The organism is Brevibacillus sp. NPDC058079, from assembly GCF_042885155.1.
Taxonomy (GTDB): domain Bacteria; phylum Bacillota; class Bacilli; order Brevibacillales; family Brevibacillaceae; genus Brevibacillus.
Map to the genome: position 1 here is coordinate 1 of NZ_JBHVSO010000018.1, position 24,282 is coordinate 24,282.

Below are 24,282 nucleotides of genomic sequence, written 5' to 3' on the forward strand. Positions count from 1 at the left end.
CAAGATGCTCAAAGAAGAATTGAGGAATATATCCATTTTTACAACGAAGAACGTCTTCAACTGAAATTAAAAAAACTGACGCCTAGTGAATTTAGGCGTCAGTTAGCGGCCTAACGGCCGGGGTTTTTCTTATTGTCTACGAAATGGGGTCTTGACCAAGAGGAAAAGATGGCTTTTCTTTTTACTTTTTCTTCTCTTGACGCACCAAATACAAGAAGTATGGAACACCGATGACCGCCGTCACAATACCCGCGGGAATCTCGATCGGAGGATTCAGTCCCCTCCCCAATGCATCTGCAATGACGAGAATCAACGCGCCCAAAACCGCCGCACCTGGCAATAGATAACGATGCTGATGACCGAACAGCTTTCTCGCCATATGTGGTGCAATCAATCCCACAAATCCGATCGAGCCAATCGCCGCTACACTTGCGCCTGCCAATGCAACCGCGAGCAGCAAGAGCATATAGCGTGTTCGCACGACATTCAGTCCGAGCCCCGTAGAGCTCCCTTCATCCAGACTGATAATGTCCAGCTTTCGGTGCAGGGCAAAGCTAATAGGAATGAATACGAGCAGCCACGGCAGCAAAGCGTAAATTTCATCCCAGCCTTTCCCCCACAAGCTCCCTGCCAGCCAGACAAGAGAATCATTGGCTTGCATCGGATACTTCACCATGATGAATTCCGTCAACGCTTGGCAGATCGCTCCTACTCCCATGCCGACCAACGCAAACGTAGTTGGCTGTGCACCGCTTTTCCGAGCGAAATAGATGAGGGCAATCGCTACCGCCAGTGCTCCCAAAAACGCGACAATCGGGAGAAGAAGCGGTGAAGCGGTCGGAAACAGAATGATGACAACAACCGCGAACAAACCCGCGCCTTTGGTTACCCCTACGACATCCGGAGATGCCAGCGGATTACGGATCATTCCTTGCAAAATCACACCAGCGATCGCGAAGCCCGCTCCAGCAAGAATCGCGAGCAACGCCCGCGGCAATCGATAGTTTTCAATCATAAACGTAAGCGACGAAGATTCTCCCATAATCACTCGAATGATTTGATCAGGGCCGATAAAGATCGGGCCGATCCCCATGCTAAGCAATGCTGCCGCTAAGACTAAGGCGCCTAGGCCAACTAGGAGCAGGGTGTTTTTTCGCGAAGTCATACCATTTCCCTCCCCTTTTTTCTCGCCAAGTACAGAAAGAACGGGGTTCCCAGGAGAGCCGTTACAATTCCTACAGGAGACTCAAACGGATAGGAAATCAAGCGAGCCAGTACATCGGAATAGGTGACCAAGACAGCTCCACCAAGCGCAGACACAGGGATAACGACCCGATAGTCCGTACCCACGAGCCTCCTTGCGATATGTGGAACCATCAGTCCGACGAAACCAACAGCCCCGGCGACAGCAACAGAGGCGCCTGCCAAAATAACGACCACAACATAAGACAGCAGTCGGACGCGGGCGATTTTTTGTCCCAACCCCATCGCGACTTCCTCCCCCAGTCGAAACACTGACAAAGAGCTGGACAGCCAGATCGCCAGAAGGAGTCCCGCCATCGACCATGGCAAAATTAATTGCACATCCGTCCAAGCTGCTCCGCTAATGGAGCCAGACAACCAGTACAATACATTCGAGATTTGTTCGTTAAAGATGATGATTCCCTTCGTAATGGAGGTGAGCAGCAGGTGGATGGCCATTCCTACCAATGCGATCTTGAGATTGGTCATCCCGCGGGAAGCTGCGAATCCAAAGACAACAAGTCCTCCAAGAATCGCTCCAGCAAATGCAAAATAGATGAGATTGGCTTTCCCGATATCCGGTAAAAACACAATCGCGAGTACGACCACCAGACAAGCCCCCGCATTCACGCCAAATACTTGCGGGGATGCGAGCGGATTGCGAGTAACGGCCTGCATCACGGCACCTGCCACAGCCAAATTCGCCCCGATAATGGCTCCCAGCACTGCTCTCGGAACGCGGATGGTTTGGAAAATCAAGAGCTCCTTGGAGTATTCACCCGATAGCCAATGCGTCACTAATGATCGAATTTGCAGCGAAGCTACTCCGGTAAACAAGCTCAGCAACAAACCTATAAACAAGAGGATTGCTAAGCCGATCACTATGAGGACAAAGGTACCTTTTCGTTGTCGTGTCGTTGTTTTCTGCAATACAAGCACCTCGATCAACTACCACGTGCAGGAACACCGAAAAGACCAGATCAGCGATCGGTCTTTCCAGAATTTGCACCGTATGTTATTTTTCCTTGCTATACAAGAGATTTACTGCCTCTTCCACAATGCGTTCCGCAGATTTCAATCCGCGATAGCGCGTCCAGAGGTCACGATTTACTTTGTGTACTTCCTGATTTTTGACTGCGGTGATATTGTTCCAGAGCGGATTTTGCTTCCACTCGTTCAACAGCGCGTCGTCGGCTTCCGCCAGGAAAATCACATCTGGGTCCCACTGCACCATTTGCTCCAGACTGATTTTTACCGTTGGTTCTGCCGCATCCTGAATCGCATTTTTGATTCCAATCATTTCGAGCAATTCGCCATCAAACGATTTCGAACCATGTGCTGACAGCGAATCTGCGCGGAATACTCCCAGCATGACATTGCGGGAATCCCCAGCCGGTACCCTCTTCTTAAACTCTGCGATGATCTCCTTGTGCTTGATCAGGCGTTGTTCTGCTTCTTTTTGCTTGTTCAGAGCTTCCCCAATCGTGGCAAACGAGCTCAAGTTTTCCTGATACGTCGAGTTGCGGCTTTTCAAAATGATCGTCGGTGCGATTTTTTGCAAATCCTTGTATATGTCCTTGTGGCGATTCAAATCACCGATAATCAAATCTGGCTGCAACGAGCTGATGACTTCCAGACTCGGCTGCTGGCGTGTCCCAACAGGAGTATACTCGATTTTTTTGCCGATCAGTCCTTCTACGTCCTTATCCTTCTCCTGCGCGATTCCTACAGGCGTCACTCCCAGCTCCCATAGTCCGTCTACAAAGGAGTACTCCAACGCGACGACTCTTTTCGGGTCTCCGGTAATTTCCGTTTCGCCCAGCTCGTGTTTCACGATGCGCTTTTGTGCGGTTTGCGCACTATCTTGACCTGCTGCTGGCTGTTTTTGCTCTGCGCTGCCGCACCCGGTCAGTAATACCGTACCTGCCAGTGCAAGCGTCCAAAGCATATGACCGAGACGTTTCATTCCGTTTGTTCGCTTCATCTTTTGTCCCTCACTCGATGTAATTGATAATGATTATTATTACCGACAAAATGCGTTTTTTATTGTAACAATCCGCTGCCGCAAATGAAACATTGTGCTTATTAAACCTTTTACCGCAATAAAGGTCATTAACGTCATTTTGTTCATGCTCTGCCATTACGAAAAAAAGCCGTTACGCCTGAACCATCGACGTAAACGGCTTTTCGCCACGATGCTATTTGTTGTTTGGCGTATGACTTACTTCAGTCGCTAAGCTCAGCTTCTCTAATGCTTCCTTGGCAGGCGCATGATTCTCCGCCATCTCCAATGCCGTCTGATAAGCTGCCACAGCCTCATCCACTTGACCCAAGCCTTCGTAGCAAAGCCCTTTGTAATACCAGGCGTGAAAACTTCCCGATCCCTTCAAGGTCAGATGACGAATGTTGCTCTCCCCTAGCTCCAAGCAGTGATCGAACGTCATCAATGCTCGTTTATAGTCGTTTTTCAAATACTGAATGATCCCTTTGTACAAATGCAAATCAACGTAGTCAGGATAAATCTCGATTGCCTTTTCAATTCCTGGCCACGCTCCCTCAGCACTGCCGATCGAGATCAACGTAGAGTACTTGAGCTTATAAAGAAGCGAAGGAGGCATCATGTGGTTTTCGAGAAACCCGATAATAGACAGATTCACGAACTTGAACGTTTTCTCATGCTCCTGGATACGTGAGAATTCACTGGCAAGATGATACTCAATCCATGGAGAGTGGTCCTCTTTTTCCAATTCCTTCATGAGTAGCCCAATATTGCGCTCGAATTTGTTCTTTCTGCCAGTAAATTCATTCATGTAGCCGTAATGGTATATCCGTACAGGCAAGATTTGAATGTGGAGATCTTCGGTCAGATTGGGAAGGACCTCTTCTACGTTGAGCGTTTCATGGATGGGAAAATGGAAGCGAAAACCGATGCCATTGCGAAACAAACGTGAGTGAGCGATATGAAAAGCATCGTCTTCATTTATTTCATCTCCAATGTAATTTATTAGATGAATATAAAAAAGAGAATCTTCTTGACTGCGAAGCAGCTCTTTCAATTTCGTGCTGTCTTCCTTATTCATTTCCTCATCGGCATCCATCCACAAAATCCAGTCGCCCGTTGCCTTTTCCAGTCCAAAGTTTCGTGCTTCTGCGAAGTTATCCTGCCACTCATACGAGTGCACGACCGCTCCGAATGACTTGCCTATCTCTACCGTTTTGTCGGTACTTCCCGTGTCTACGATAATCATTTCATCCACAAGATCTTTCACGCTTTCCAAGCACTTGTGAAGGCACTCTTCTTCGTTTTTTACAATCATACATAAGGAAATTTTGGGCGCCTCAGACATGCTACTCATCTCCTTTTACACACATCAATGAGATCGTAGTCTATCCCCCCTTTACTCTATGAGCGGACTGCTCCTTTCAGAACGGCGCCATTTCCTTGGTTTTCGAACTATTTGCTGGAGCAGCGCATAGGTAGTTGTAGGCAGATATCACAAAGAAAGCAGGGATCGTATCCATGCATGACTCATGCCCTTTGTGCAACAGCGCTCAGGTTGCGCTTTTCCACCAGTACGCTACCTTCTCGCTACTTACGTGCAAAGATTGTGATCTCGTTTTTCAACCTCACCTCGATCAGGTCGACGTAACACAGCTGGTTGCAGACATTTATGATGCGAGTTGGGTTTCCATGCGTGATCAATACGCCAAAAATACATTTACGGAACATGCGATCTTCCATACATTGCTGCTCGATATGTGGTTTTCGGAAAAAGGGAAGTTGCTCGAAATTGGTCCAGGAACAGGAGAGTTGTTATTCCTTGCTCGTGAGGCTGGGTGGGAGGTTGTTGGGGTGGAGCCGTCGCACCAATCATGCGCATACGCCCAAGACCGGTATGGGTTACAACTAGTTCATTCGTTATGGAACTCCTCCGTTCTCGCCCCCGAACACATTGGTACGTTTGATGCCATTGTTTTTTGTCACGTCTTTGAGCATATTTCGCATCCGAAGCAATACCTTGAAGAATTGAAGGTGTTTCTTAAACCAGGAGGAAAGATCATTTTTAGTGTGCCGAACAAAAACTCGTTCACCAATAAATTGTTTGGGGTGTATTCCCCGCTGTATACCGAGAATGACCACCTCTTTCATTACTCCCGTGACAATCTGATCTCACTGCTTCATCAAGGTGGCTGGGAGGTTCTCTCCATCTTTTCTCGAGAAGAAACGAACCGCTTGGAAAACCATCTGCGCAAGACCACGCAAACACCTCTACCGATCCAGGACATCATGAAGCTAGCCGTGAACCTCCAGTCGACCTTCCAAGGCCATGAAATCTTCTGCATTGCCACACGACAAGCCTAACCTGCCATCCGTAACAAAATTTCGAATAGGCAGGAGGTGCAGTACGTAGATGACCAGAGCCAAACTGACTCTTTCTATGATTGTGAAAAATGAAGGCAATCGGTATTTGAGACGAGTGTTGGAAGCACATAAAGACTTTATTGACGCAGCCGTCATCATCGACGATGGCAGTATCGATCATACCGTGGATCTCTGTAGAGAGGTTCTCAAGGGCATTCCTCTTCATCTGGTTCAAAACGCTACCTCTCTGTTTTCCAACGAGGTCACCCTGCGCAAACAACAATGGCAAGAAACGATCCAGACTGATCCGGGATGGATTTTGAATCTGGACGCCGATGAAATCATGGATAGCTCCTTCCCCTCAAAAGTTTCCGAGATTTTGGAACAACAGACACACGAGGCGATCTACTTTCGTTTGTACGATATGTGGAGCGAGACGCATTATCGCGAAGATGTGTATTGGAAAGCCCATCATTACTACCGTCCTTTTATGATCAAATACCGCCCTGACTTCCCATATGTATGGAGGGAAACCCCACAGCATTGCGGCAGATTCCCTCTCTCGATCAACCAGTTCCCTTACCTGTGCCATCCATCACGCGTGAAACATTTTGGCTGGGCCCGACTCGAAGACAGACAAAACAAATACAACCGCTATCAGCTCCTCGACCCCGACGCCCGATATGGCTGGAAGGAACAGTATGAATCGATCTTGGATCAACATCCCAATCTGTTGGAATGGGTGGAATGAGGATGATCATTCGCGATATCGAAAAGGCTTTGCAGCAGCCCAATTGTAATCACTGGCGATACAACTCACTCACGTTGAGCAAACAGGCCCTCGTACATGCATGCCGTCATATCAAACATGAAAATGAGGAGTGCCAGGTGCTTCAGTTCGGTGGAGGTGACTCCGCTCTGTTTTGGAAAGCACTTGGCGAGCTTGAGCTGCTCCGGGTCCAAGCAACCATTGTGGAGCATCATCCGATTCGTGCAAAGGAAATCACGGAGAGTCTAGGTGATGTACCGCATGTCGCATTGGTAACCAGCTCTTTGAAGCAACTATCCGAAGAGGAATGGAACAAGGTCTTCGACAATCCAGCAGAGAGCAGGAGCTTGTGGACTGCCATCGGACAGCGTGTTCCTGAGAATCAATTTGATCATTTTTCTATTCAAAATGCCTTTTACGCCGATTTGGACCAACTATCGCTTTCCGGTCATTCAGTAGATGTCATGGTTGTAGACGGTCCGCATGGCAACGGTCGCTCTCTTGCCTATCCACTATTTGTTGCCACTCTCAAACCAGATGCGCTTATTCTCGTAGATGATTTTGATCACTATCCCTTTCTGGCTCATCTCGGAAAAATCTATCACTATGAAGAACTTTTTCGAGAGATTGCCGGAAATCGTCGCTGGGTATTGGTAAGGCTCCAGGGAACCAAAAATATCACTAAATCCATGAGGTGATGATCATGTCTCAAGCATCGATCCCTAATATTACGCCGGTTATCTCGATTACCCTAGGCCAAACCACTTCGCTATTGCTTGCATCCATCGCTTTAGAAGAACTGGCTTTGGCTCACATTCTGAACGCCGAGGCTGAAAAGATCCAATTTGTTTTAGGTACCCTTGATCCAGGGCTTCAACCAGCCGCAACACTCTCCGACATCCTTCTCGTCAATGCAAGCGTTCGTCAAACGATACAAGATGTCATCAAAAAAGAAATGCTTCTGCAATTCAAATTGGAAAATATCGTGGATAATCTTCTTCCATAGATTCCTTCGTGTTAAATAGGCCTCATTCGTATGAAAACTATCACAATACCACTGACTCGGGTCAATCGATCCGGGCTTTTCCTTTTCCCCGCTCCTATGCGCATGTGTACAAATAAACAGTTCAGTGGGACACACACCTATGCATACACTTACCGTAGTTAAAACGAAGGGGGGATTTGCTAGCGATCACACGTTTAGAAGTAAGCGATAGGCCAAACGAGTAAACTAGTTACCCATTACTTCAAAGAGGTGATCTCATGTCTCAACCTACCATCCCTAACATTACCCCAACGATTTCCGTTACGATTGAGCAATCGGTATCTTTACTACTGACATCTATTGCTCTGGAAGAATTGGCTTTGGTGAATATTATGAATGCAGAGGCAGAAAAACTCCAGTTTGTGGTAGGTACATCGGGGATTACACCTGAGGTCGTTCCCACCATCTCTGACATTCTTGCCGTTCACAACAGTGTTCGCAGAACGCTGCAAGATGTCATCAAAAAAGAAATGCTCTTGCAATTCAAGTTGGAAAATCTGGTTAGCATTATCCCGAGCACCTCTACTTCCTTATCGAATGAATACGATTAAGTTGTCATATTAAGATCGCGGTTACATAACATGTACTGCGAGGAAGTTTCCATTTATTCACTATCAGTTACGCGATCCTGTGACGATCCTATCGTTTTTAAGTACGTTGTAAGAAGCTTGCCTGAAGGCGTTCTGTGCAAATAAAGGGAAGCAGATCGCCTTCTATTTCGGGCAAGTCTTATTTTGTATACAAAGTCATACAAACAAAGGATGTGGTTAACGATGTCAATGCCCACGATCCCCAATATAACACCGGAAATCATATTGAAACGCAACGAAGTATTAAATCTGCTTCTCACCTCCATTGCGCTGGAGGAAATCGGACTTTCTCACATTATTAATACAGAGGGGGAAAAGATTCAAAAGATCGTGAAGGAGCAATGCCTCTCGCTCAATGATGCGCTTGCCTTAAACAACAGCGTAGAACGAATGCTGCGTAATGTCATCAAGACCGAGATGCTCCTACAATTCAGGCTGGAGGATATTATCAAGCTGGAGCAGATGCATAATAATTATGATCATCAGCACAATGACTTACCTGACTTACCCGACCTTCCATGCCTTTGAAGAATAGCCCTCACTCCTTACACTGCTTTTCATAGGATCATAATTTTATTGAAGAGGGATGATGATGACCTTACGGGATAAAGTTCCATCAAATGATGTGCCTACGCGCGAAGAAGCTTTGAGTCATTTGCTGCAATCGATTGCCCTAGAGGAAGAAGCCTTGTCCAGATTGTTAAATGCTGAAGCTGACAAAGCCCTTGCTTTCGTTGGCAAAAATCTGGACTTCCCCAACACCCCGTCTAATGATGAGATCATCACCTTTAATCGTACAGTCATTTCGATTCTGGATTCAGTGCTGATGGCTGAGTGGCTGTTGTTAAAAAAGCTGGATGCGGCCATCCATATGTACCCTGTGGCGCTTAAATCAAATTTCGAGATGAAAGAAGCCGATTTCGGGGATGAATTGGATGACGACTTCACCATCGACTATTAACGATTGATCATTTCAGGAATTCGAGGTCAATTGCCATGAAGAACAGAGGTATCGATGACCAAACCGTTCTAAAGCTGACCTATTCCATCGTCCAGTTGGTCAAAGGATTGGAATCACGCTTTCATCATGCCAAAGATTACGAACTGACGCTGTTTGGCTACCAAATATCAACGATGATCAACCTGCTCGTCAGACTGCATACCCACATACATAATAAGCAGATTGCTCACAGCTTCCTTTTTGAATCGCATAACCCCCTCCATCCCACTAGTGAAATGTACACACATGTCCTTGCTGCGATTGCCCAGTTATCGGAATTGGTAAAGACATGGAGGTTTCCACATAAACAAATCGCCACCTTGATAGAAAATCATCTGCGGCAATTACTAGCTTTTTACCCGATAGAACCGGAAGAGGATTCCCCCTACGACGAGCCAATGCAATTGGAGCTAGAAGGAGATTTTCCAGATGACGAACCTGTACAGCTAGATCTGAGTGAGCAAACGAAAACTACTGACGTTCCACCTATGCCTGCCCCAACCCCTCCATTGCTCGCAAACAACGCACGCATCGATACAGCCAACAATCGGAAATCAGTACGTCCAACCCCCCCATTATTAGCACAGGCCGCCTCCGTCCCTACTCCTGATAAAAACAAAAGCAAATCCAAGCGTCCCAAGCCTGTAACAAACGTGGTAAAAGTGCGTAACCAGAAAAAAATGCACGCTAAGCGAGTGTCTGCACCTACAAAGCCTCCCTTTGTACCGAACTCCGTAAAGGTACGTATCGGCAATGTCACCAAGGTCATCCACATATGAACCTGAATCTAATGAAGGAGTAAGGGATATGGATCGTTTGGAATTGATCGAAGTGGCCGGCAACAGTTATGTGGTCTCCGGTAAATACGGGATCGGAGTCTATTTGGATAGATCCAGCAAGACCGCTGTTTGCATTGATAGCGGACCGAATGCCACGGTCATCGAGAAAGTATGCACGAGAATCAGCGATCGAGGGTATCAAATCCTTGCCGTTGTTCATACACATGGTCACGCTGTTAACCACGGTGGCAATCCCTATTTGAAAAAAAGGTTCCCCAACCTTCGCATCTATGCGACACATCTGGCATCCTATATCATCGAAAATCCGCATCTCGAGCCTTTGGTTTTCGACGCAGGTGGAGGGTCTGATACGAAGCCTGATGAAAACAAAGAGAATACACGTGCGCTCGTAACGGATTATCTTCCATCCACCGATGGTATCTTTCACGTCGATACCATTCCATTCAAAATCGTCTCCTTACCTGGACATTCGCCGGGAATGGTCGGCATTATTACCCCTGATCATGTCCTTTACTGCGGCGATGCCTTGTTTGGTTCCAAAACATTGAACAAGCAGGATCTCCTTTTTTTTAATGATCTGAAGGCTGCCAGAAGAAGCTTCAAGAAGCTCTCGAAGATGAAATTAAACGCTTATGTGCTTTACCATGGCGGACCCTATAAGACAGTCACAGGTTTAATTAACAAGCATCTCACCCTTATGAAAGACACCTCCGCTTTTCTTGAAGCATTGATTCATGAGCAGCCAAGCACTTTGGAACAATTAGTCCAAAAAGTCATGAAAAAGTATGAGTTTGAAGATGACTTGCATCGCTACAGTTTGACTACTTCGATTACCCGCTCTTATTTAAAAGAGTTACAGCAAGAGAACCGAATTGTCGCAAAAGTGGACAATGGTTTACTGCTATTCAGCAAACCTGCGGCAACCACTTAAACAAAGGCTATATCTGGGGGTGTACCATGGGTAAAAAACGTATGTTAATCGGGAGTCCCATTCAGCAATTCCCGATCATTTTGGAGGAATTCCTTCAATCCCTCACGGAGTTGACTACCAAAAATGAACTGGTTCATTACATGTTCATTGACGATAACAAAGACCCCCTATCCAGTACACTCTTGGCTGATTTCGAGCAGGAGAACAAACGAACCGTCATCCTCAAAAACACAGACGATGATACGTATGTCCGAAATGAAATGACCCATTATTGGACGGAACGAAATATTTGGAAAGTAGCGCAAATGAAAGATACGATTATCTCCTATGCGCTCAAAGAGGGTTTCGATTACTTATTTTTGATCGATTCCGATCTCGTTTTACACCCTCACACACTGCAACAGCTGCTTCAAGCCAATAAAGATATTATCTCCAACATCTACTGGACACGTTGGCAGCCTGATTCAATTGAGCTTCCTCAAGTTTGGCTGATGGATCAATACACGTTGACACGCGAAGGCGCGTCCGAATCAACGGAGAACCAAAACTTTTTAGAGATGCTGCGTAAACCGGGTGTCTATGAGGTAGGAGGCCTCGGTGCATGCACGTTACTCCATCGAAAGGTCTTGGAGGCAGGCGTCAGCTTTAAACGAATAGCGAACTTGTCGTTCTGGGGAGAAGATCGGCATTTTTGCGTTCGGGCTGTAGCTATGGGCTTTTCTTTGCATGTAGATACGCACCTTCCTGGGTATCACATCTACCGTCAGTCGGATCTGGCAGGAGTGAGTGAGTATCGCAAAAAAAATGGCATGACAGCGGGGAAAACGAATCAGATTTCAATCAGTTTATGCATGATCGTCAAAAATGAAGAAGACGCTCTGGAGCGTTGCCTCTCCACCATTGCGGATCTCGTCGATGAAATCATTATCGTCGACACGGGTTCAACAGACCGCACGAAAGAAATTGCGTCCAACTATGGCTGCACCATTTATGATTTCGAGTGGATTGATGATTTTTCAGCCGCACGCAACTATGCGTTCAGCAAGGCAACATGCCCCTATATTTTGTGGCTAGATGCAGACGATATCCTTCTGGAAAAAGACCGTCAGCTCTTCCGCGAGTTGAAGTTTACGTTGAATTACAGCATCGACAGTATCACGATGAACTACAACCTTTCTGTAGACAGCAATGGGAATGTGGCGTACAGCATTCGCCGTAATCGCCTCGTAAAACGCGACCGCGGTTTTCGCTGGATTGGACCCGTCCATGAGTATTTGGAAGTAAGCGGAAACGCCATCAACAGTGACATATCCATCACGCATAACAAGCAAAAGGAATACACAGACCGCAATCTGCAAATCTATCGCCGCAGGGATGCCAAAGGGGAAGAATTCTCGCCACGGGACTTGTACTATTATGCGAATGAATTACGCGACAATCAGTATCATGAAGAGGCCATTACTTTTTACACGAAGTTCCTGAACACCCAACAAGGCTGGGTAGAAGACAACATTAACGCTTGCTTGAAGTTGGCGAGTTGCTATTCCCACCTCTATGAGAGACACAATGTTTTGTCGTCGCTATATCGTACGTTCAACTACGGTCGCCCACGGGCTGAAGCGTGCTGCCAGATCGGAGCCTTTCACGTCGAAGATAAAAATTGGCTGCTGGCGGTTTTTTGGTACGATCTCGCAACAAAAGTGGAGCGACCTGCTGAAAAGCTCGCACACATCGACCACGTTTCCTGGACGTGGCTACCTCATCTGCAACTCTGCTTGTGCTATTCCCAAATGGGGGATAACGAGAAATCACGTCACCACAATGATGTTGCCTACTTATATAACCCAACCCACCCTAGCATCCTCTACAACAAAAAGTATTTTGAATCTCTGACCTGACACCCCTCGTGATCATGAAAAAGTTACCCACCCTGTGGGTGAATGTACAAATGCCATAAGCAATGGTGGTCTATTTTTTGATGAGCACGGTGCTTACCGGTTAACCCAAAAGTCAATCTGGAGACAGCCAGGCACGCGCACAGATAAAGCCTCATAGCATAGTGATGAGTTTTTGAATGTAACAGGAAGGATGAATGCCATGACTCAAGCCAATATTCCCAATATTACTCCCACCATTACTGTAACGAGAGACGATGCTATCAATCTCCTCCTTACTTCCATCGCCATCGAAGAGCTCAGCCTCGGGCATATTATTTATGCAGAAGCAGAAAAATTGCAATATGCCATTGGTACACTACCAGGCTTGACTGTTCCTGCTTCGGTAAGCGATCTCCTTCTGGTGAATGCAAGCGTTCGCCAAACCTTGCAAGACGTTGCGAAAAAAGATATGCTCTTGCAATCGAAACTGGACAACATCCTGTCTGTTCCATCCAACAGCACAGGTGGCATAACGGGGGCTACAGGATCGACTGGCGTTGGTATTACTGGAGCTACGGGCACGACAGGGGCCACGGGCATTAGTGTGCCGGGTGCTACCGGGGAAACAGGTGCGACGGGGATTACTGGACCGACTGGGGCGACGGGTGCCACCGGAGAAACTGGCGCTACCGGGGCCACTGGCGCTACTGGACCTGCTTTCACCACTGAAAACTTCTCTGGCTTCTTATCAACTGTGACCCTTAACGCATCTTCCCAATTAGTTAACTGGTCAACAGCGAGCCCCTATTATGGCAGCCCAAGTTTTAATCCTGTAACTGGCACTTACACAGTACCTGCAACCGGAACTTACGCCATAAAAGCAACCATTAACTATGAAACGACCGCGGCCATTACCGTTAATTTAGGCCCTGGAATCACCCCTGCATTTGAAGTCCAGAGAATCACCCCTACTGCAACAAATCTCATTATCGGTGATTTCCCTGTTCTCAACATAAACATTGCGCTCGTACTCACATTAAGAGCCATTCTGGGGACAGGAACTGTCACGCTCGCGGGTGACGTTCAACTCTATGCTGGTGATACACTTGGTTTGTTCTATGTTGCCAATGGATTGACCATCAACCTCAATTTAGGTGGAGGGGGCGAGGGCATCGTCTGGTCCATTCATCGTCTCACCTAACAAAACCCTTCCTTTACGAAAAAAGCTGACTGCAATCTACCATGCAGTCAGCTTTTTCTTGTCCATCACATTCCCCAGCTTACACCTTTTTCACAAACTCCGATTTTAACTTCATCGCGCCAAAACCATCGATTTTACAATCAATATCATGGTCCCCATCAATCAGGCGAATGTTTTTTACTTTTGTCCCGATTTTCACAACCAATGAAGTCCCTTTTACTTTGAGGTCTTTAATGACGGTTACCGTGTCGCCATCATTCAAGACGTTTCCATTCGCATCCTTGATGACCTTGTTATCTTCACCATTATCGTTGCCTGCTTGGAGCGTCCACTCATGGCTGCATTCCGGGCATACCAAGGAGCTTCCATCTTCGTACGTGTATTCTGAATGACATTTTGGGCAATTTGGCAATTGACTCATCTTTGATATAACCTCCATTCGATACTGTCCATTCTATCATAAACTAGCATGAAAACCTGGCCACCTACCCAGTAAGCCCTTCGTCCCGTGCTTTTTTAACTGCCTCTTCGCGATTCTTAACACCCAGTTTTGCATAAATCACTGTGGTGCAATTGCGTACTGTTCCTTCAGAAAGAAAGATTTTCTCCGCGATTGTTTTCATGCGAAGCCCCTCTACTAACGAGGCCAATATGCCTCTTTCCCGTTCCGTCAACCCATAGGGACACTCGCGCCCTTGCTTTTGGCGAAGTCCATTCAGCTCTTCTTGCTGCAAGCGCATTTCTTTGAAAAGGACATCCGCAATCTTATGGTTAATCAACGCTTCACCCTGATGAACAACCCGTATCGCCTCTACCAGCTCGATTGGACTAACCGATTTCAACAAGTAGGCATTCGCGCCTCTCCCTAGCGTTTCTGCCGCAAGGGCTGTTTCTTCGAAGGTCGTCAACATAATGACACGCATATCCGGCCACCGCTCACGTATCTCTTGTAGTGTCTTCGCCCCGTCCATGACAGGCATTTGAACGTCCAAAAGTACGACATCGGGCTTTTCTGTTGGAATAATGTCCAGTGCCATCAAGCCGTTCTCAGCGACCCCGACCACTTGTAAATCTTGCTGATTCTGTAAAACGAGCTGCAAACTTTCCCTCACAACGGGCTGATCATCGACGATCAGGATACGTATGCCTGCACGTGGTACAGCCTGCATAGCTGGCAGACTACAAATGACCGTCACACCTCCTTCGTCCATACAATGGATCGATAATCGTCCCTGAAGTGCTTCCAGCCTTTCCTTCATCGATTGCAAACCAAATCCGAATTCGATCGTCCCATTTCCTTCCCCATTATCTTCGACCTGCAATCGGATCTGGGCTTCTTCAAAGTAAAGCCCCACTTGAATTTGTGATGCTTTTCCGTGTCGCACAGCATTGGTCAGTGTTTCTTGTAAGCAGCGGTACAAAGTTAGCTTTATGGAACGGCTCAACGTATACTCAGCGCCGTACATACGCAGCTTGACGGACACCCCTGTAGCCACTTGAAATTGCCCGATCAATTCAACGAAGGCAGACTCCATGGTCGTAGCAGATTCATAGCCATTATGAGCCCATTTGTGGAAAATCCCTCTGGACTCATCCAAACCTTGTCGGGCCATCTGCAAAAGCATGTCCAGTCGACTAGCCTCCGCATCTGGTATTTTAGACCGAAGCATCTCCATACCCATAATGAGTGATGTCATCGTGTGTCCGATCGTGTCATGCAGCTCTTTGGACATTTTGTTTCGTTCTTCCAGCAGCGTGATTTCCTCCACCTGGGAAGTGTATTGCTCCAATATCTGGTTCTGGTGTTGAATAATCAGGCCTTGCTTGTGCATACGGCTAAGCAATTGAAAAGCAAAACCAAGCGCATATGCCGCGAAATGGTACACAATTAGATCGCTTACGACTATAGGCTCGAAATCAAACCCAATTGCCTCGCCCACAAGAAACGGCATCGCCGGAATCACCAAAATCGCCAATGGTCCCGTCCAGCGATAAGATCGTTCCACACTGTGATATCCGATGAGAAAAGCGATGGGGATAAACTGCCACCTTACTCCTTCAAAAAAGAAGTTCAAGGCAATGCACAAGCCTCCACTCAAAATAATCTCAGCGAACAAATATAAGTTACGAGAGTATCGACGTAAACAACTGGGGACGACAAGCACTAAGAACGAAACGATCAATGTAATCACTATCGGATAAGGCAATTGATCGTGATGGCGGACAAAGCCGAGAATAATCGTCAATCCCCACATAAAGTGGATGGTGAAGATCATCCAGTCGACCCATAACCATCGTTTAACAAATGCAAGCAATTGGCACACCTCATCTACACCCAAACTTTCTCTCCATTATATTATCAGATGACGCCCAGCTACTATCACGATAAACAATGACATTCTGTTACTTCTCACCGTGACACTCCTCGTCCTATACTCATCCCTGTCGCTGGCCTTACAACAATGGACTGACGCTAAACGCGAAAGGTGATGAACATGACATTATTTGCTCTACGAAAATGGTTTGCCGTTCTACTCGTATCCTGCCTCATGCTGATACAGCCCCTATCAGTGGCCAATGCTCGCTCGCCGCTTACTACTCCTACCATCGAACAAGTAGTTGATCCCCTCATGAAAAATGAAATGAACAACTTGCATATCCCTGGCGCAGCCATTGTCATTACCCAGGGAAATCGCATCATTTATAGGAAGGGCTATGGTTTTGCCGACGTTGAACAGCAAATCCCCGTTGATCCTGAGCGTACGGTGTTTCGAATCGGTTCCGTGACCAAGTCGTTTACCGCTACTGCGGCGATGCAGCTCGTGGAACAAGGCAAACTTTCCTTACGCGAAGATTTGAATACCGTCCTAAAAGACTACAAAATTACCAATAATCGTTACGGCCCAATCACACTCCACCACCTGCTCACACATACAGCCGGTATAGATGAAAAAATTTATAAAAGAGACAACCGTCAGAGTGTGATACCGGAATTCTCGACCGAGACCGTAAATGAAACGCTTCAGATGCAGGAGACGATTTTCACGCCTGGCAGCAAATTTCAATACAGTAATGCGGGCACCGGATTGTTAGGAAGTGTAGTCGAACAAGCTTCCGGTCAATCTTTGCATGATTATATGCGGGAGAATATCTTCCGCCCGCTAGGTATGAATTCCGCCGAATTGTATCTCCCGCAAGACAGGAGCAATCTGGCAAAAAGCTATTATTACGACGGAAACGGCTATCAAACGATTCCTTACTCGGGGATTATTTTCCCAGGGAGTGGTGCTGCTAATATGACACCCGTCGACTTCGCCCCCTATATGATCGCCCATCTTTCTGGCGGCAGCTATAACGGCACATCTCTGCTCAAACCAGAAACTGTCCAGCTTATGCATGCCCAACAATTCGCGGCCCATAAACACATGTACGGGATCGGCTACGGCTTTTTTAAAGGAGAGACGAAAAACGGCATTCCTACCCTATGGGCAAACGGTGGGATTGATGGCTTTATCTCGAAAATGGTGCTGATTCCCTCAGAATCAATCGGCATCTTTGTTACGGTGAACGCCACGCATCCGGGCTTGGAGCTGCACGGCAAGGTCGTGAACGCGTTTACCGACAAGCTACTGACAGAGCAAGTACGCAAGCCCCTAACTCCTGTTGATGGCACCATAGACGAAATGAAAAAGCTGGAAGGTCAATATCTGCTTACCCTGACGCCCGAGAATGGCTGGGGCAAAGGGCTTCGTCTACTCAGTAGCTACCCTTACACAGTGAAGGCATTGGACGCGCAGACGATATCCGTGACTGGTATGTTCCAGAATGAAGGACAGCAATCCCTTGAGAAAAAGTTTGTGCAGGTAGACGATCATTTCTTTCAAGAGATCAATGGTGAGGAACAGCTATATTTTCACGAGGAACAAGGGAAATTTTATATGACAGGACCGATGAACTTTTCACTCCCTCGCATCGCCTTCATCGAAAGTCCGCCTGTTCTACTGGCTTTGTATGTGATTCCCGGAATCGCGTTCATCCTTCTTTCGCTCGTCTGGATCGCTCGTTTCGGGCTACGCAAATGGCGCAATCAATCGCACGCTATTTCGAAGATCGTTCCGATTATGGCTCTGCTTCATAGCTTGTTTTTTATCATCCAATTCACCTATGCAAACGCAGAGCTTGTCTATGGCTACCCAGCCTTCTACCAAGTGATTGTCGCATCCCTGCCGATTGTTTCGTTGGCCGCCGCCGCTTATTTGCTCCTGCGAATCGGAACAGCCAAGGAGCGTGATCGCTGGAAGGAAGCGAATAGCGCAGCAGCGGTACTCTCCATCCTGTATACTGGCTATTTATTTTACTGGAACTTTCTTTCGATTCATTACTCCTAAGACTCCGATGCCGCAACAGAGCTTTTCAGTTGCGGCATTTTTTTAAGCATAATGTTTGATCCGAGGAACTACCATTAAACTAAGCCGCATAAGGAGGTGATCAATAGAAAGATACAACATTAAACAACTTTATACAAAAATAAACCTGTAGTACAATGTAATCAGGTGATGAAAAATGTACGCTATAGGGAAGTTTGCAAAGATGATCGGTGTAACGCCTAAAACGTTAAGGGAATGGGATAAGTCAGGAAAGCTAACCCCAATTTTAGTAAAAGAAAATGGGTATCGTTATTACTCGGATGAACAATTGTATGTGTATCTGCGAAGACCTGCTGTCGAGCAGGAAAGAATAATAATTGGCTATTGCCGAGTATCAAGTAACAAGCAGAAAGATGACTTAGAACGTCAAGTGGAGCAAGTAAAATCCTACATGATTGCGAAAGGTTACTCTTTTGATGTGATTACAGACATCGGCAATGGTATTAATTATGAAAAACGTGGGTTTCTTCAACTTATGGATTTCATCATGCAAGGTAAGGTTGATCGCGTTGTTGTTCTTGACAAGGATAGGTTACTAAGCTTTGGCTTCGAACTCTTTGAGAATCTATGCAATAGATTCAGCGTTGTTGTTGAAATAATAGACAACTCTGAGAAAACAGAAGAACAGGAATTAGTTGAAGACCTTATCCAGATCGTAACGGTGTTTAGTTGTAGACTGCAAGGTAAGCGAGCAAACAAAGCAAAGAAAATGATAAAGGAGTTGGCAGAAAATGATTCTAGCGAAGAAAGTTAGGCTCAAGCCAACTCCTGAACAAGAAAGACAACTTTGGAAATCTGTTGGTACTGCTCGTTGGGCTTACAACTGGACGCTTGCAAAGCAAGAAGAAAACTATCGTAACGGTGGAAAGTTCTTGCTAGACGGTGATCTACGTAAGGAGCTGACGCAGCTAAAGCAATCGGAAGAATATCCTTGGTTGTATGAAGTATCCAATAACATCACAAAGCAGGCGGTCAAAGACGCCTGCGATGCTTACAAGAAATTCTTCAAGAAATTAGCGGAAAAGCCATGCTTCAAGAGCAGAAGACGCTCCAAGCCGTCTTTCTATAACGACAACGTGAAGCTGAAAGTTAAGCAGAATCACGCTCTCATTGAAAAGGTCGGATGGGTAACGACATCTGAACAATTGCCAACAGATGTGAAGTATACGATGCCTCGAATCTCTTTTGACGGGAAGTATTGGTACTTATCTGTAGGTGTTGAACAAGAATTCATTCAGCCGGAGCTGTCAGGCGAGAGCCTTGGAATTGACTTAGGCGTAAAAGACCTTGCTGTATGCTCTAACGGCATGACCTTCAAGAACATTAACAAGACAAAGGTAATGAAGAAAGCAGAGAAACGCTTGCGTAGGTTGCAACGTAAGGTTTCTCGAAAATACGAAATGAATAAGGAGGGAAGCCGTTTCGTCAAAACTTGCAACATTGTAAAGGTCGAGAAACACATTCGTTTGCTTCATCGGAGATTAACGAATATCCGTACCAATCACAGTCACCAAGCTACTAGCGCTATCGTGAAAACCAAGCCTAGCACTGTAGTGATGGAGACATTGAATATCAAAGGCATGATGAAGAACCGCCACCTATCAAAAGCTATCGCACAGCAAAAACTTTACGAGTTCAAGAGACAGTTACAGTACAAGTGCGAGAAATATGGTATTCGCTTTATGGAAGCCGACAAGTGGTATCCTTCATCAAAAACCTGCTCTGATTGCGGTGAGGTCAAGAAAGACTTAAAGCTCTCAGATCGAGTATTCAAATGTGTTTGTGGGCTACAGATAGATAGAGATGTAAACGCTTCTATCAACCTTGCAAAATTAGCGAGCTAACCCCAATAAGTTACCGCTAATCTGTAGGATTCGTTGTATCCGAATTTACGCCTGTGGAGTGTCCTATCCAATGCGAGTAGCCTCGGCCAAAGCAGACACAGAGAAGCAGGAAGCAAACAAAAGATGTGTAGACTTTTACAATCTTTTGGCAACGGAACGAACCATGAGTACTTCAAGCTTAAAAATCGGGATTATTCTGGGCAGCTCTCGCCCAGGCCGAGTCAGTCCCCAAGTAGGTGCGTGGCTCAAAGGAGTTGCCGATCAACGAGGAGATGCAGCGTATGAAATCGTTGATATTGCGGACTTTCACTTACCGTTCTTTGGCGATCCAAGTGGTGAGCAACCAGTAGCCGCATGGGCGGCAAAGCTATCCAGCCTGGATGGATTCGTATTCGTTACCGCCGAATACAACCACAGCATCACAGGGGTATTAAAAAACGCACTCGACCTCGCCCGCAAGGAATGGTACAACAAAGCGGCTGGTATCGTCAGCTATGGTTCATCAGGGGGAACTCGTGCAGCAGAGCACTTACGTGGAATCCTGGGGGAATTGCAGGTTGCCGACGTTCGTACACAACCTGCATTCAATCTGTTTACTGATTTTGAAAATTACACGGTCTTTAAACCATCCGAATTGCACATCCCACATGTAAACGACATGTTACATCAAGTGATTAGTTGGTCAACGGCATTAAAATCGGTTCGAGACTAATAAGAAAACCTCTATCGAGGCCTTTTCAAGGAGGAGCGACCGCGTTTTAGCGGAAAGTTTCCATGCGCTCCGGAATTTATTTTATAAATTCCTATACGACAGAAAAATGACTAGCAGTGATATCTGCTAGTCATTTCTTTTTCGTTCCTCACTCATATCGCAACGCGTCAATCGGATGGAGCCTCGCCGCCTTATGAGCCGGATAGAGCCCAAAGAAAATACCGATGGCACTGGAAAACCCAAAAGCGATTACGATACTTTCCCACGATAATAACGGTGGCACATCGACATATTGCGAGGCAAACATGGCTGTCCCGATGCCGAGCAGCACTCCAATCGTTCCACCAATCAGGCAGACGATCATCGATTCGATCAAAAACTGCAGCATAATATCTCCGTAACGCGCCCCTAACGCTTTGCGAATGCCGATTTCCCGCGTCCGCTCCGTGACGGATACGAGCATGATGTTCATGACGCCTATCCCACCGACAAATAACGCAATCCCAGCTGCGACACTAAAAATCGTGGTGAGCGTGCCGGAAAAGGAATCCATCTCCCCCAGTGCGTTCTCGATACTATCGATTTGGTAGTAGTTTTCGCGATCGTGCCTGCGGTTTAAGTATTTCTCTGTCTGACTCTTGGCTGCTTCCATTGTTTCCTTCGACTTGGCTTTTACGGTTATCGTATGAACGTACCTGTACCCGTCCATATTGTGCAGAAAGGTAATCGGCACATAGGCACCCTCGGATCGACCAGCGTCAATCATCAGCTTTGCTTCCCTTACCACGCCAATTACGATGACTGATGCTGCTTGGTAAGTCAAACGCTTGCCAATCGGGTCTTCACGTCCGAAAAGCCCTGCCGCTAATTTTTCGGTTAAAACGATAACCGGCTTCCCCTCTCTTACTTCCTTCGCAGTAAAATATCTGCCTGCAACTATTTTCAAGTTGGGTTGAATCTTTAACAGATCCTCATTTGTTCCTTGTATACTTGCGTCCTTCCCCTTTTTCGGGCCACGAATCGTTCCAAAAAGATTTGTGAACGGCACGGCCGCTTCAATGTAGGGCGATTGTTGGGGAAGTGCATAAGCATCCTCCACTGTCAAATCAGTAATCTTGCTTCCTTGGTCCCACCAAACAGTAACGCTGAAATTAGTAGCACCCAGCTTCTCCAACTGATCGGTATAGGCCTGTTGACTGCCGTTTCCTAGTGTAATCACGGCAATAACAGACATGATTCCGATGATGATCCCAGACATCGTCAAGGTAGCTCGGAGCTTATTTGTCCCAATCCCTTCCAGAGCCGTACGAAAGCTTTCGAGTAAATTCACGTGAGGATCACCTCCTCGGACGGAGTAGCAAACAAGCGCTTCTCCACTCGCTCATCTCGGATGATATGACCATCTCGAAACGTAATGACGCGCTCGGCATGCTGGGCGATATCCGCCTCGTGGGTGACGAGCAGAATCGTTACCCCTTGCGCATGCAACTCCTGAAAAATCGCCATGATCTCGATGCTGGAACGACTGTCCAGATTCCCTGTCGGCTCGTCAGCAAGTAAAATGGCTGGCTGGTTAACCAACGCTCTGGCGATAGCTACCCGTTGTCTTTGACCGCCGGACAGCTGCGTTGGTTTATGATCCATCCGCTGGCCGAGTCCGACACGCTGCAACGCCGCTTTCGCTCTTTTTTTGCGTTCTGTCATGCCGACGCCCGCATACATCATCGGCAACTCTACGTTTCGCAGCGAAGTAGCACGTGGCAACAGATGAAACGATTGAAAGACAAAGCCGATTTTTTGATTGCGTACCTGCGCCAGCCCACTATCCTTCAACTGCGTAACATCAATCCCATCTAAGACATACGAGCCCGTGGTTGGCCGATCCAGACAACCCAGCATGTTCATAAACGTCGATTTTCCGGAACCAGAAGGTCCCACGATCGCCACGAATTCACCTTGAGCCACGTGGATATTGATATTTTGCAAAGCGAACAGCTCCAGCTCATCCGTCTTGTACTGTTTAGTTAACCCCTCAATGTTCAGCATATGTATCCTCCTTTACTCCGCAAACTCTTCAGGAGATGCTTGGAAGATCACTTCATTTTCTTGCAAGGTTTCCGGTGGATTCGCTACCAATTCTTCACTGCCATCCAATCCGCTTTCAATTTGGATAAACAATTCACTTTCAATTCCAGTCGTCACTTTTTTCTTCTTGGCCTTGCCATTTTCCGCTACCCAGACAAAAGAAGATCCATCTTGGTCCATCACGACTGCCTCAATGGGGACTTGCATGGCATTTGCTGCTTTTTGCAGGACGATGTTCACATCCACGTGAAAGCCTGGCTTCAAATACTCCTTCGTCTCATTCAGATGGACAGCGACCGGCACTCTCGTACTCTCTCCACCCGGCTCTTTGCTGGTTACAGCCATAGGAGATATGCGCGATACCTTACCCTGCAACTGTTCTCCGCCTAAGGAAATGCCTGAGACGACCGCATCCTGTCCGATTTTGATTTTACGCAAATCAGATTCTCCGACTCCTGCTTCGACCATAACATCATTGGTATCTCCAACCGTGAGAATTTCCTCGCCTTTACTCAGGTACTTCCCTTCTTTCACCTTCATCGAGAGCACCGTCCCGTCAATCGGAGACACGATGCTGCTTTGCACACGTTGCTTTTCATATTTTGCTTTTTCCAAATTCAGCTTTTGAATTTGCGCCTCGTAGGAGCGAATCTCTGCCTTGTCTGGCCCTTTTTGCTTCAAGAGTAAATCTTGCTTTGCGACCTTCACGCTTGATTCCGCTGTTTGCAGCTTTTGCTTCGCCTCCTCTACAGCCTGTTGGGTAGACACGCCTGCGGTAAACAGCGATTGCGTTCGCTGGTAATCTTTTAATGCTGTTTGGTACTCGCGTTCATGCTGGGCAAGCTGCTCCTGCATTTTCGTGACTTCCTCAGGCTCCACACCTTTGGAGAGCCTTGCGATATTCGCTTCCTGAATGGTGATTTGCGCCTCGATATCCATGATTTCATTGCTGACATCGGACATGTCGATATTGCCGATCACCTGCCCTTTCGTCACTTTGTCGCCCTCCTTGATGGAGAAATTCCGCAGATCGCCTGCATAGTTGGCGAACAATGTGTGTTCATTTCGTACTTTGACCATGCCCGACGTCAAAATGGTGCTTTCCAAATCGGCCGTTACCACCGTTGATAACATGACAGGAATACCATTCTTCTTTTCGCCCGAAGAAGCTGCATAGCCGCCGAACCCGGCCACAAGCACGCCCACACCCAGCCAGATCCACAAACGTTTTTTCATATTCCTTACCTCCCCAAAAACTTTAAACCCCGACCATTCTTAGCCAATCAAAAAACCCCACTTTTTCTATTACAGGTTCCACCCTGGCTCGTCACCCGATCAGGATAAGAAAAACTGTTAAAAGAAAAAGTGGGGTAAAACTTAAATTTTTTTAAAGTGA

General features: G+C 46.7%; 25 protein-coding genes. 16 read left to right on the forward strand and 9 right to left on the reverse strand.

The window, feature by feature from the left end; all coding sequences use genetic code 11:
- Window positions 1-18 precede the first annotated feature (18 nt).
- Entirely contained in the window at window positions 19-114 is a 96-nt protein-coding gene (locus tag ACFVS2_RS31145; protein ID WP_390240434.1) for an IS3 family transposase, read from the forward strand.
- 67 nt (window positions 115-181) lie between these two features.
- Here ACFVS2_RS31145 and ACFVS2_RS31150 read toward each other — a convergent pair whose 3' ends face one another.
- From ACFVS2_RS31150 to ACFVS2_RS31165, 4 genes are all read right to left on the reverse strand, one after another.
- Window positions 182-1,165, reverse strand: coding sequence for a FecCD family ABC transporter permease (locus ACFVS2_RS31150; protein ID WP_390240321.1), 984 nt, complete (start codon window positions 1,163-1,165; stop codon window positions 182-184).
- Window positions 1,162-2,172 (reverse strand): FecCD family ABC transporter permease, encoded by a 1,011-nt coding sequence (locus tag ACFVS2_RS31155; protein ID WP_390240323.1) that lies wholly within the window; start codon window positions 2,170-2,172, stop codon window positions 1,162-1,164. The genes ACFVS2_RS31150 and ACFVS2_RS31155 overlap by 4 nt, the downstream gene beginning before the upstream one ends.
- Window positions 2,173-2,257: 85 nt before the next feature.
- Window positions 2,258-3,226 (reverse strand): ABC transporter substrate-binding protein, encoded by a 969-nt coding sequence (locus ACFVS2_RS31160; RefSeq protein ID WP_173620454.1) that lies wholly within the window; start codon window positions 3,224-3,226, stop codon window positions 2,258-2,260.
- Window positions 3,227-3,440: 214 nt separating this feature from the next.
- Window positions 3,441-4,589 (reverse strand): glycosyltransferase, encoded by a 1,149-nt coding sequence (locus ACFVS2_RS31165; RefSeq protein WP_390240325.1) that lies wholly within the window; start codon window positions 4,587-4,589, stop codon window positions 3,441-3,443.
- 173 nt (window positions 4,590-4,762) lie between these two features.
- Here ACFVS2_RS31165 and ACFVS2_RS31170 point away from each other — a divergent pair, with 173 nt between their 5' ends.
- The 11 genes from ACFVS2_RS31170 (at window position 4,763) to ACFVS2_RS31220 (ending at window position 13,818) form a co-directional block, all read left to right on the forward strand.
- Window positions 4,763-5,605 carry a class I SAM-dependent methyltransferase gene (locus ACFVS2_RS31170; RefSeq protein ID WP_390240327.1) on the forward strand — a complete coding sequence of 281 codons (843 nt, stop codon included), beginning with the start codon at window positions 4,763-4,765 and terminating at the stop codon, window positions 5,603-5,605.
- A 49-nt stretch (window positions 5,606-5,654) separates the two neighbouring features.
- Window positions 5,655-6,356 carry a glycosyltransferase family 2 protein gene (locus ACFVS2_RS31175; RefSeq protein WP_390240329.1) on the forward strand — a complete coding sequence of 234 codons (702 nt, stop codon included), beginning with the start codon at window positions 5,655-5,657 and terminating at the stop codon, window positions 6,354-6,356.
- Window positions 6,357-6,358: 2 nt separating this feature from the next.
- Window positions 6,359-7,072: a hypothetical protein gene (locus ACFVS2_RS31180; protein ID WP_390240331.1), complete on the forward strand. Its 714-nt coding sequence runs from the start codon at window positions 6,359-6,361 to the stop codon at window positions 7,070-7,072.
- Window positions 7,073-7,077: 5 nt separating this feature from the next.
- On the forward strand, window positions 7,078-7,380 hold the full coding sequence (locus ACFVS2_RS31185; protein WP_173620450.1) for an alpha-helical endospore appendage domain-containing protein: 303 nt from the start codon (window positions 7,078-7,080) through the stop codon (window positions 7,378-7,380).
- Between the two features lie 257 nt (window positions 7,381-7,637).
- Window positions 7,638-7,970 (forward strand): alpha-helical endospore appendage domain-containing protein, encoded by a 333-nt coding sequence (locus ACFVS2_RS31190; RefSeq protein WP_173620449.1) that lies wholly within the window; start codon window positions 7,638-7,640, stop codon window positions 7,968-7,970.
- A 222-nt stretch (window positions 7,971-8,192) separates the two neighbouring features.
- Window positions 8,193-8,537, forward strand: coding sequence for an alpha-helical endospore appendage domain-containing protein (locus ACFVS2_RS31195; protein WP_173620448.1), 345 nt, complete (start codon window positions 8,193-8,195; stop codon window positions 8,535-8,537).
- 64 nt (window positions 8,538-8,601) lie between these two features.
- Window positions 8,602-8,970 carry an alpha-helical endospore appendage domain-containing protein gene (locus ACFVS2_RS31200; RefSeq protein WP_007720338.1) on the forward strand — a complete coding sequence of 123 codons (369 nt, stop codon included), beginning with the start codon at window positions 8,602-8,604 and terminating at the stop codon, window positions 8,968-8,970.
- 35 nt (window positions 8,971-9,005) lie between these two features.
- Window positions 9,006-9,788: a hypothetical protein gene (locus ACFVS2_RS31205; RefSeq protein WP_390240334.1), complete on the forward strand. Its 783-nt coding sequence runs from the start codon at window positions 9,006-9,008 to the stop codon at window positions 9,786-9,788.
- Between the two features lie 28 nt (window positions 9,789-9,816).
- A complete protein-coding gene (locus ACFVS2_RS31210; protein WP_390240336.1) occupies window positions 9,817-10,740 on the forward strand; it encodes an MBL fold metallo-hydrolase in 924 nt (307 codons plus the stop codon).
- Between the two features lie 26 nt (window positions 10,741-10,766).
- Complete coding sequence (locus tag ACFVS2_RS31215; protein WP_390240338.1) at window positions 10,767-12,638, forward strand: glycosyltransferase; 1,872 nt, start codon at window positions 10,767-10,769, stop codon at window positions 12,636-12,638.
- A gap of 199 nt (window positions 12,639-12,837) precedes the next feature.
- Window positions 12,838-13,818: an alpha-helical endospore appendage domain-containing protein gene (locus ACFVS2_RS31220; RefSeq protein ID WP_390240340.1), complete on the forward strand. Its 981-nt coding sequence runs from the start codon at window positions 12,838-12,840 to the stop codon at window positions 13,816-13,818.
- A gap of 79 nt (window positions 13,819-13,897) precedes the next feature.
- Here the strand turns inward: ACFVS2_RS31220 and ACFVS2_RS31225 are convergent, their stop codons facing one another.
- Together ACFVS2_RS31225 and ACFVS2_RS31230 are read right to left on the reverse strand one after the other, a co-directional pair.
- The gene (locus ACFVS2_RS31225) at window positions 13,898-14,239 is read right to left on the reverse strand and encodes a zinc ribbon domain-containing protein YjdM (RefSeq protein WP_007720328.1); all 342 of its coding nucleotides are present in this window, start codon (window positions 14,237-14,239) and stop codon (window positions 13,898-13,900) included.
- A 64-nt stretch (window positions 14,240-14,303) separates the two neighbouring features.
- Window positions 14,304-16,157 carry a hybrid sensor histidine kinase/response regulator transcription factor gene (locus tag ACFVS2_RS31230; RefSeq protein ID WP_390240342.1) on the reverse strand — a complete coding sequence of 618 codons (1,854 nt, stop codon included), beginning with the start codon at window positions 16,155-16,157 and terminating at the stop codon, window positions 14,304-14,306.
- A 156-nt stretch (window positions 16,158-16,313) separates the two neighbouring features.
- On the opposite strand from ACFVS2_RS31230, the gene ACFVS2_RS31235 reads away from it, so the two are divergent.
- The 4 genes from ACFVS2_RS31235 to ACFVS2_RS31250 all read left to right on the forward strand — a co-directional run bounded on the left by ACFVS2_RS31235 (window position 16,314) and on the right by ACFVS2_RS31250 (window position 20,801).
- Window positions 16,314-18,206, forward strand: coding sequence for a serine hydrolase domain-containing protein (locus ACFVS2_RS31235; protein ID WP_390240344.1), 1,893 nt, complete (start codon window positions 16,314-16,316; stop codon window positions 18,204-18,206).
- Between the two features lie 175 nt (window positions 18,207-18,381).
- The gene (locus ACFVS2_RS31240) at window positions 18,382-18,999 is read left to right on the forward strand and encodes an IS607 family transposase (RefSeq protein WP_390240346.1); all 618 of its coding nucleotides are present in this window, start codon (window positions 18,382-18,384) and stop codon (window positions 18,997-18,999) included.
- Complete coding sequence (locus ACFVS2_RS31245) at window positions 18,977-20,089, forward strand: RNA-guided endonuclease InsQ/TnpB family protein (RefSeq protein WP_390240348.1); 1,113 nt, start codon at window positions 18,977-18,979, stop codon at window positions 20,087-20,089. Before ACFVS2_RS31240 ends, ACFVS2_RS31245 begins: the two co-directional genes overlap by 23 nt.
- Window positions 20,090-20,252: 163 nt before the next feature.
- A complete protein-coding gene (locus ACFVS2_RS31250) occupies window positions 20,253-20,801 on the forward strand; it encodes an NADPH-dependent FMN reductase (protein ID WP_390240436.1) in 549 nt (182 codons plus the stop codon).
- 148 nt (window positions 20,802-20,949) lie between these two features.
- Here the strand turns inward: ACFVS2_RS31250 and ACFVS2_RS31255 are convergent, their stop codons facing one another.
- From ACFVS2_RS31255 to ACFVS2_RS31265, 3 genes are read right to left on the reverse strand one after another with little or no spacing between them, the layout of a single operon-like run.
- Window positions 20,950-22,131, reverse strand: coding sequence for an ABC transporter permease (locus tag ACFVS2_RS31255; RefSeq protein WP_390240350.1), 1,182 nt, complete (start codon window positions 22,129-22,131; stop codon window positions 20,950-20,952).
- Window positions 22,128-22,847 (reverse strand): ABC transporter ATP-binding protein, encoded by a 720-nt coding sequence (locus ACFVS2_RS31260; protein ID WP_390240352.1) that lies wholly within the window; start codon window positions 22,845-22,847, stop codon window positions 22,128-22,130. The genes ACFVS2_RS31255 and ACFVS2_RS31260 overlap by 4 nt, the downstream gene beginning before the upstream one ends.
- 12 nt (window positions 22,848-22,859) lie before the next feature.
- The gene (locus ACFVS2_RS31265; protein ID WP_390240354.1) at window positions 22,860-24,122 is read right to left on the reverse strand and encodes an efflux RND transporter periplasmic adaptor subunit; all 1,263 of its coding nucleotides are present in this window, start codon (window positions 24,120-24,122) and stop codon (window positions 22,860-22,862) included.
- Window positions 24,123-24,282: the final 160 nt, after the last annotated feature.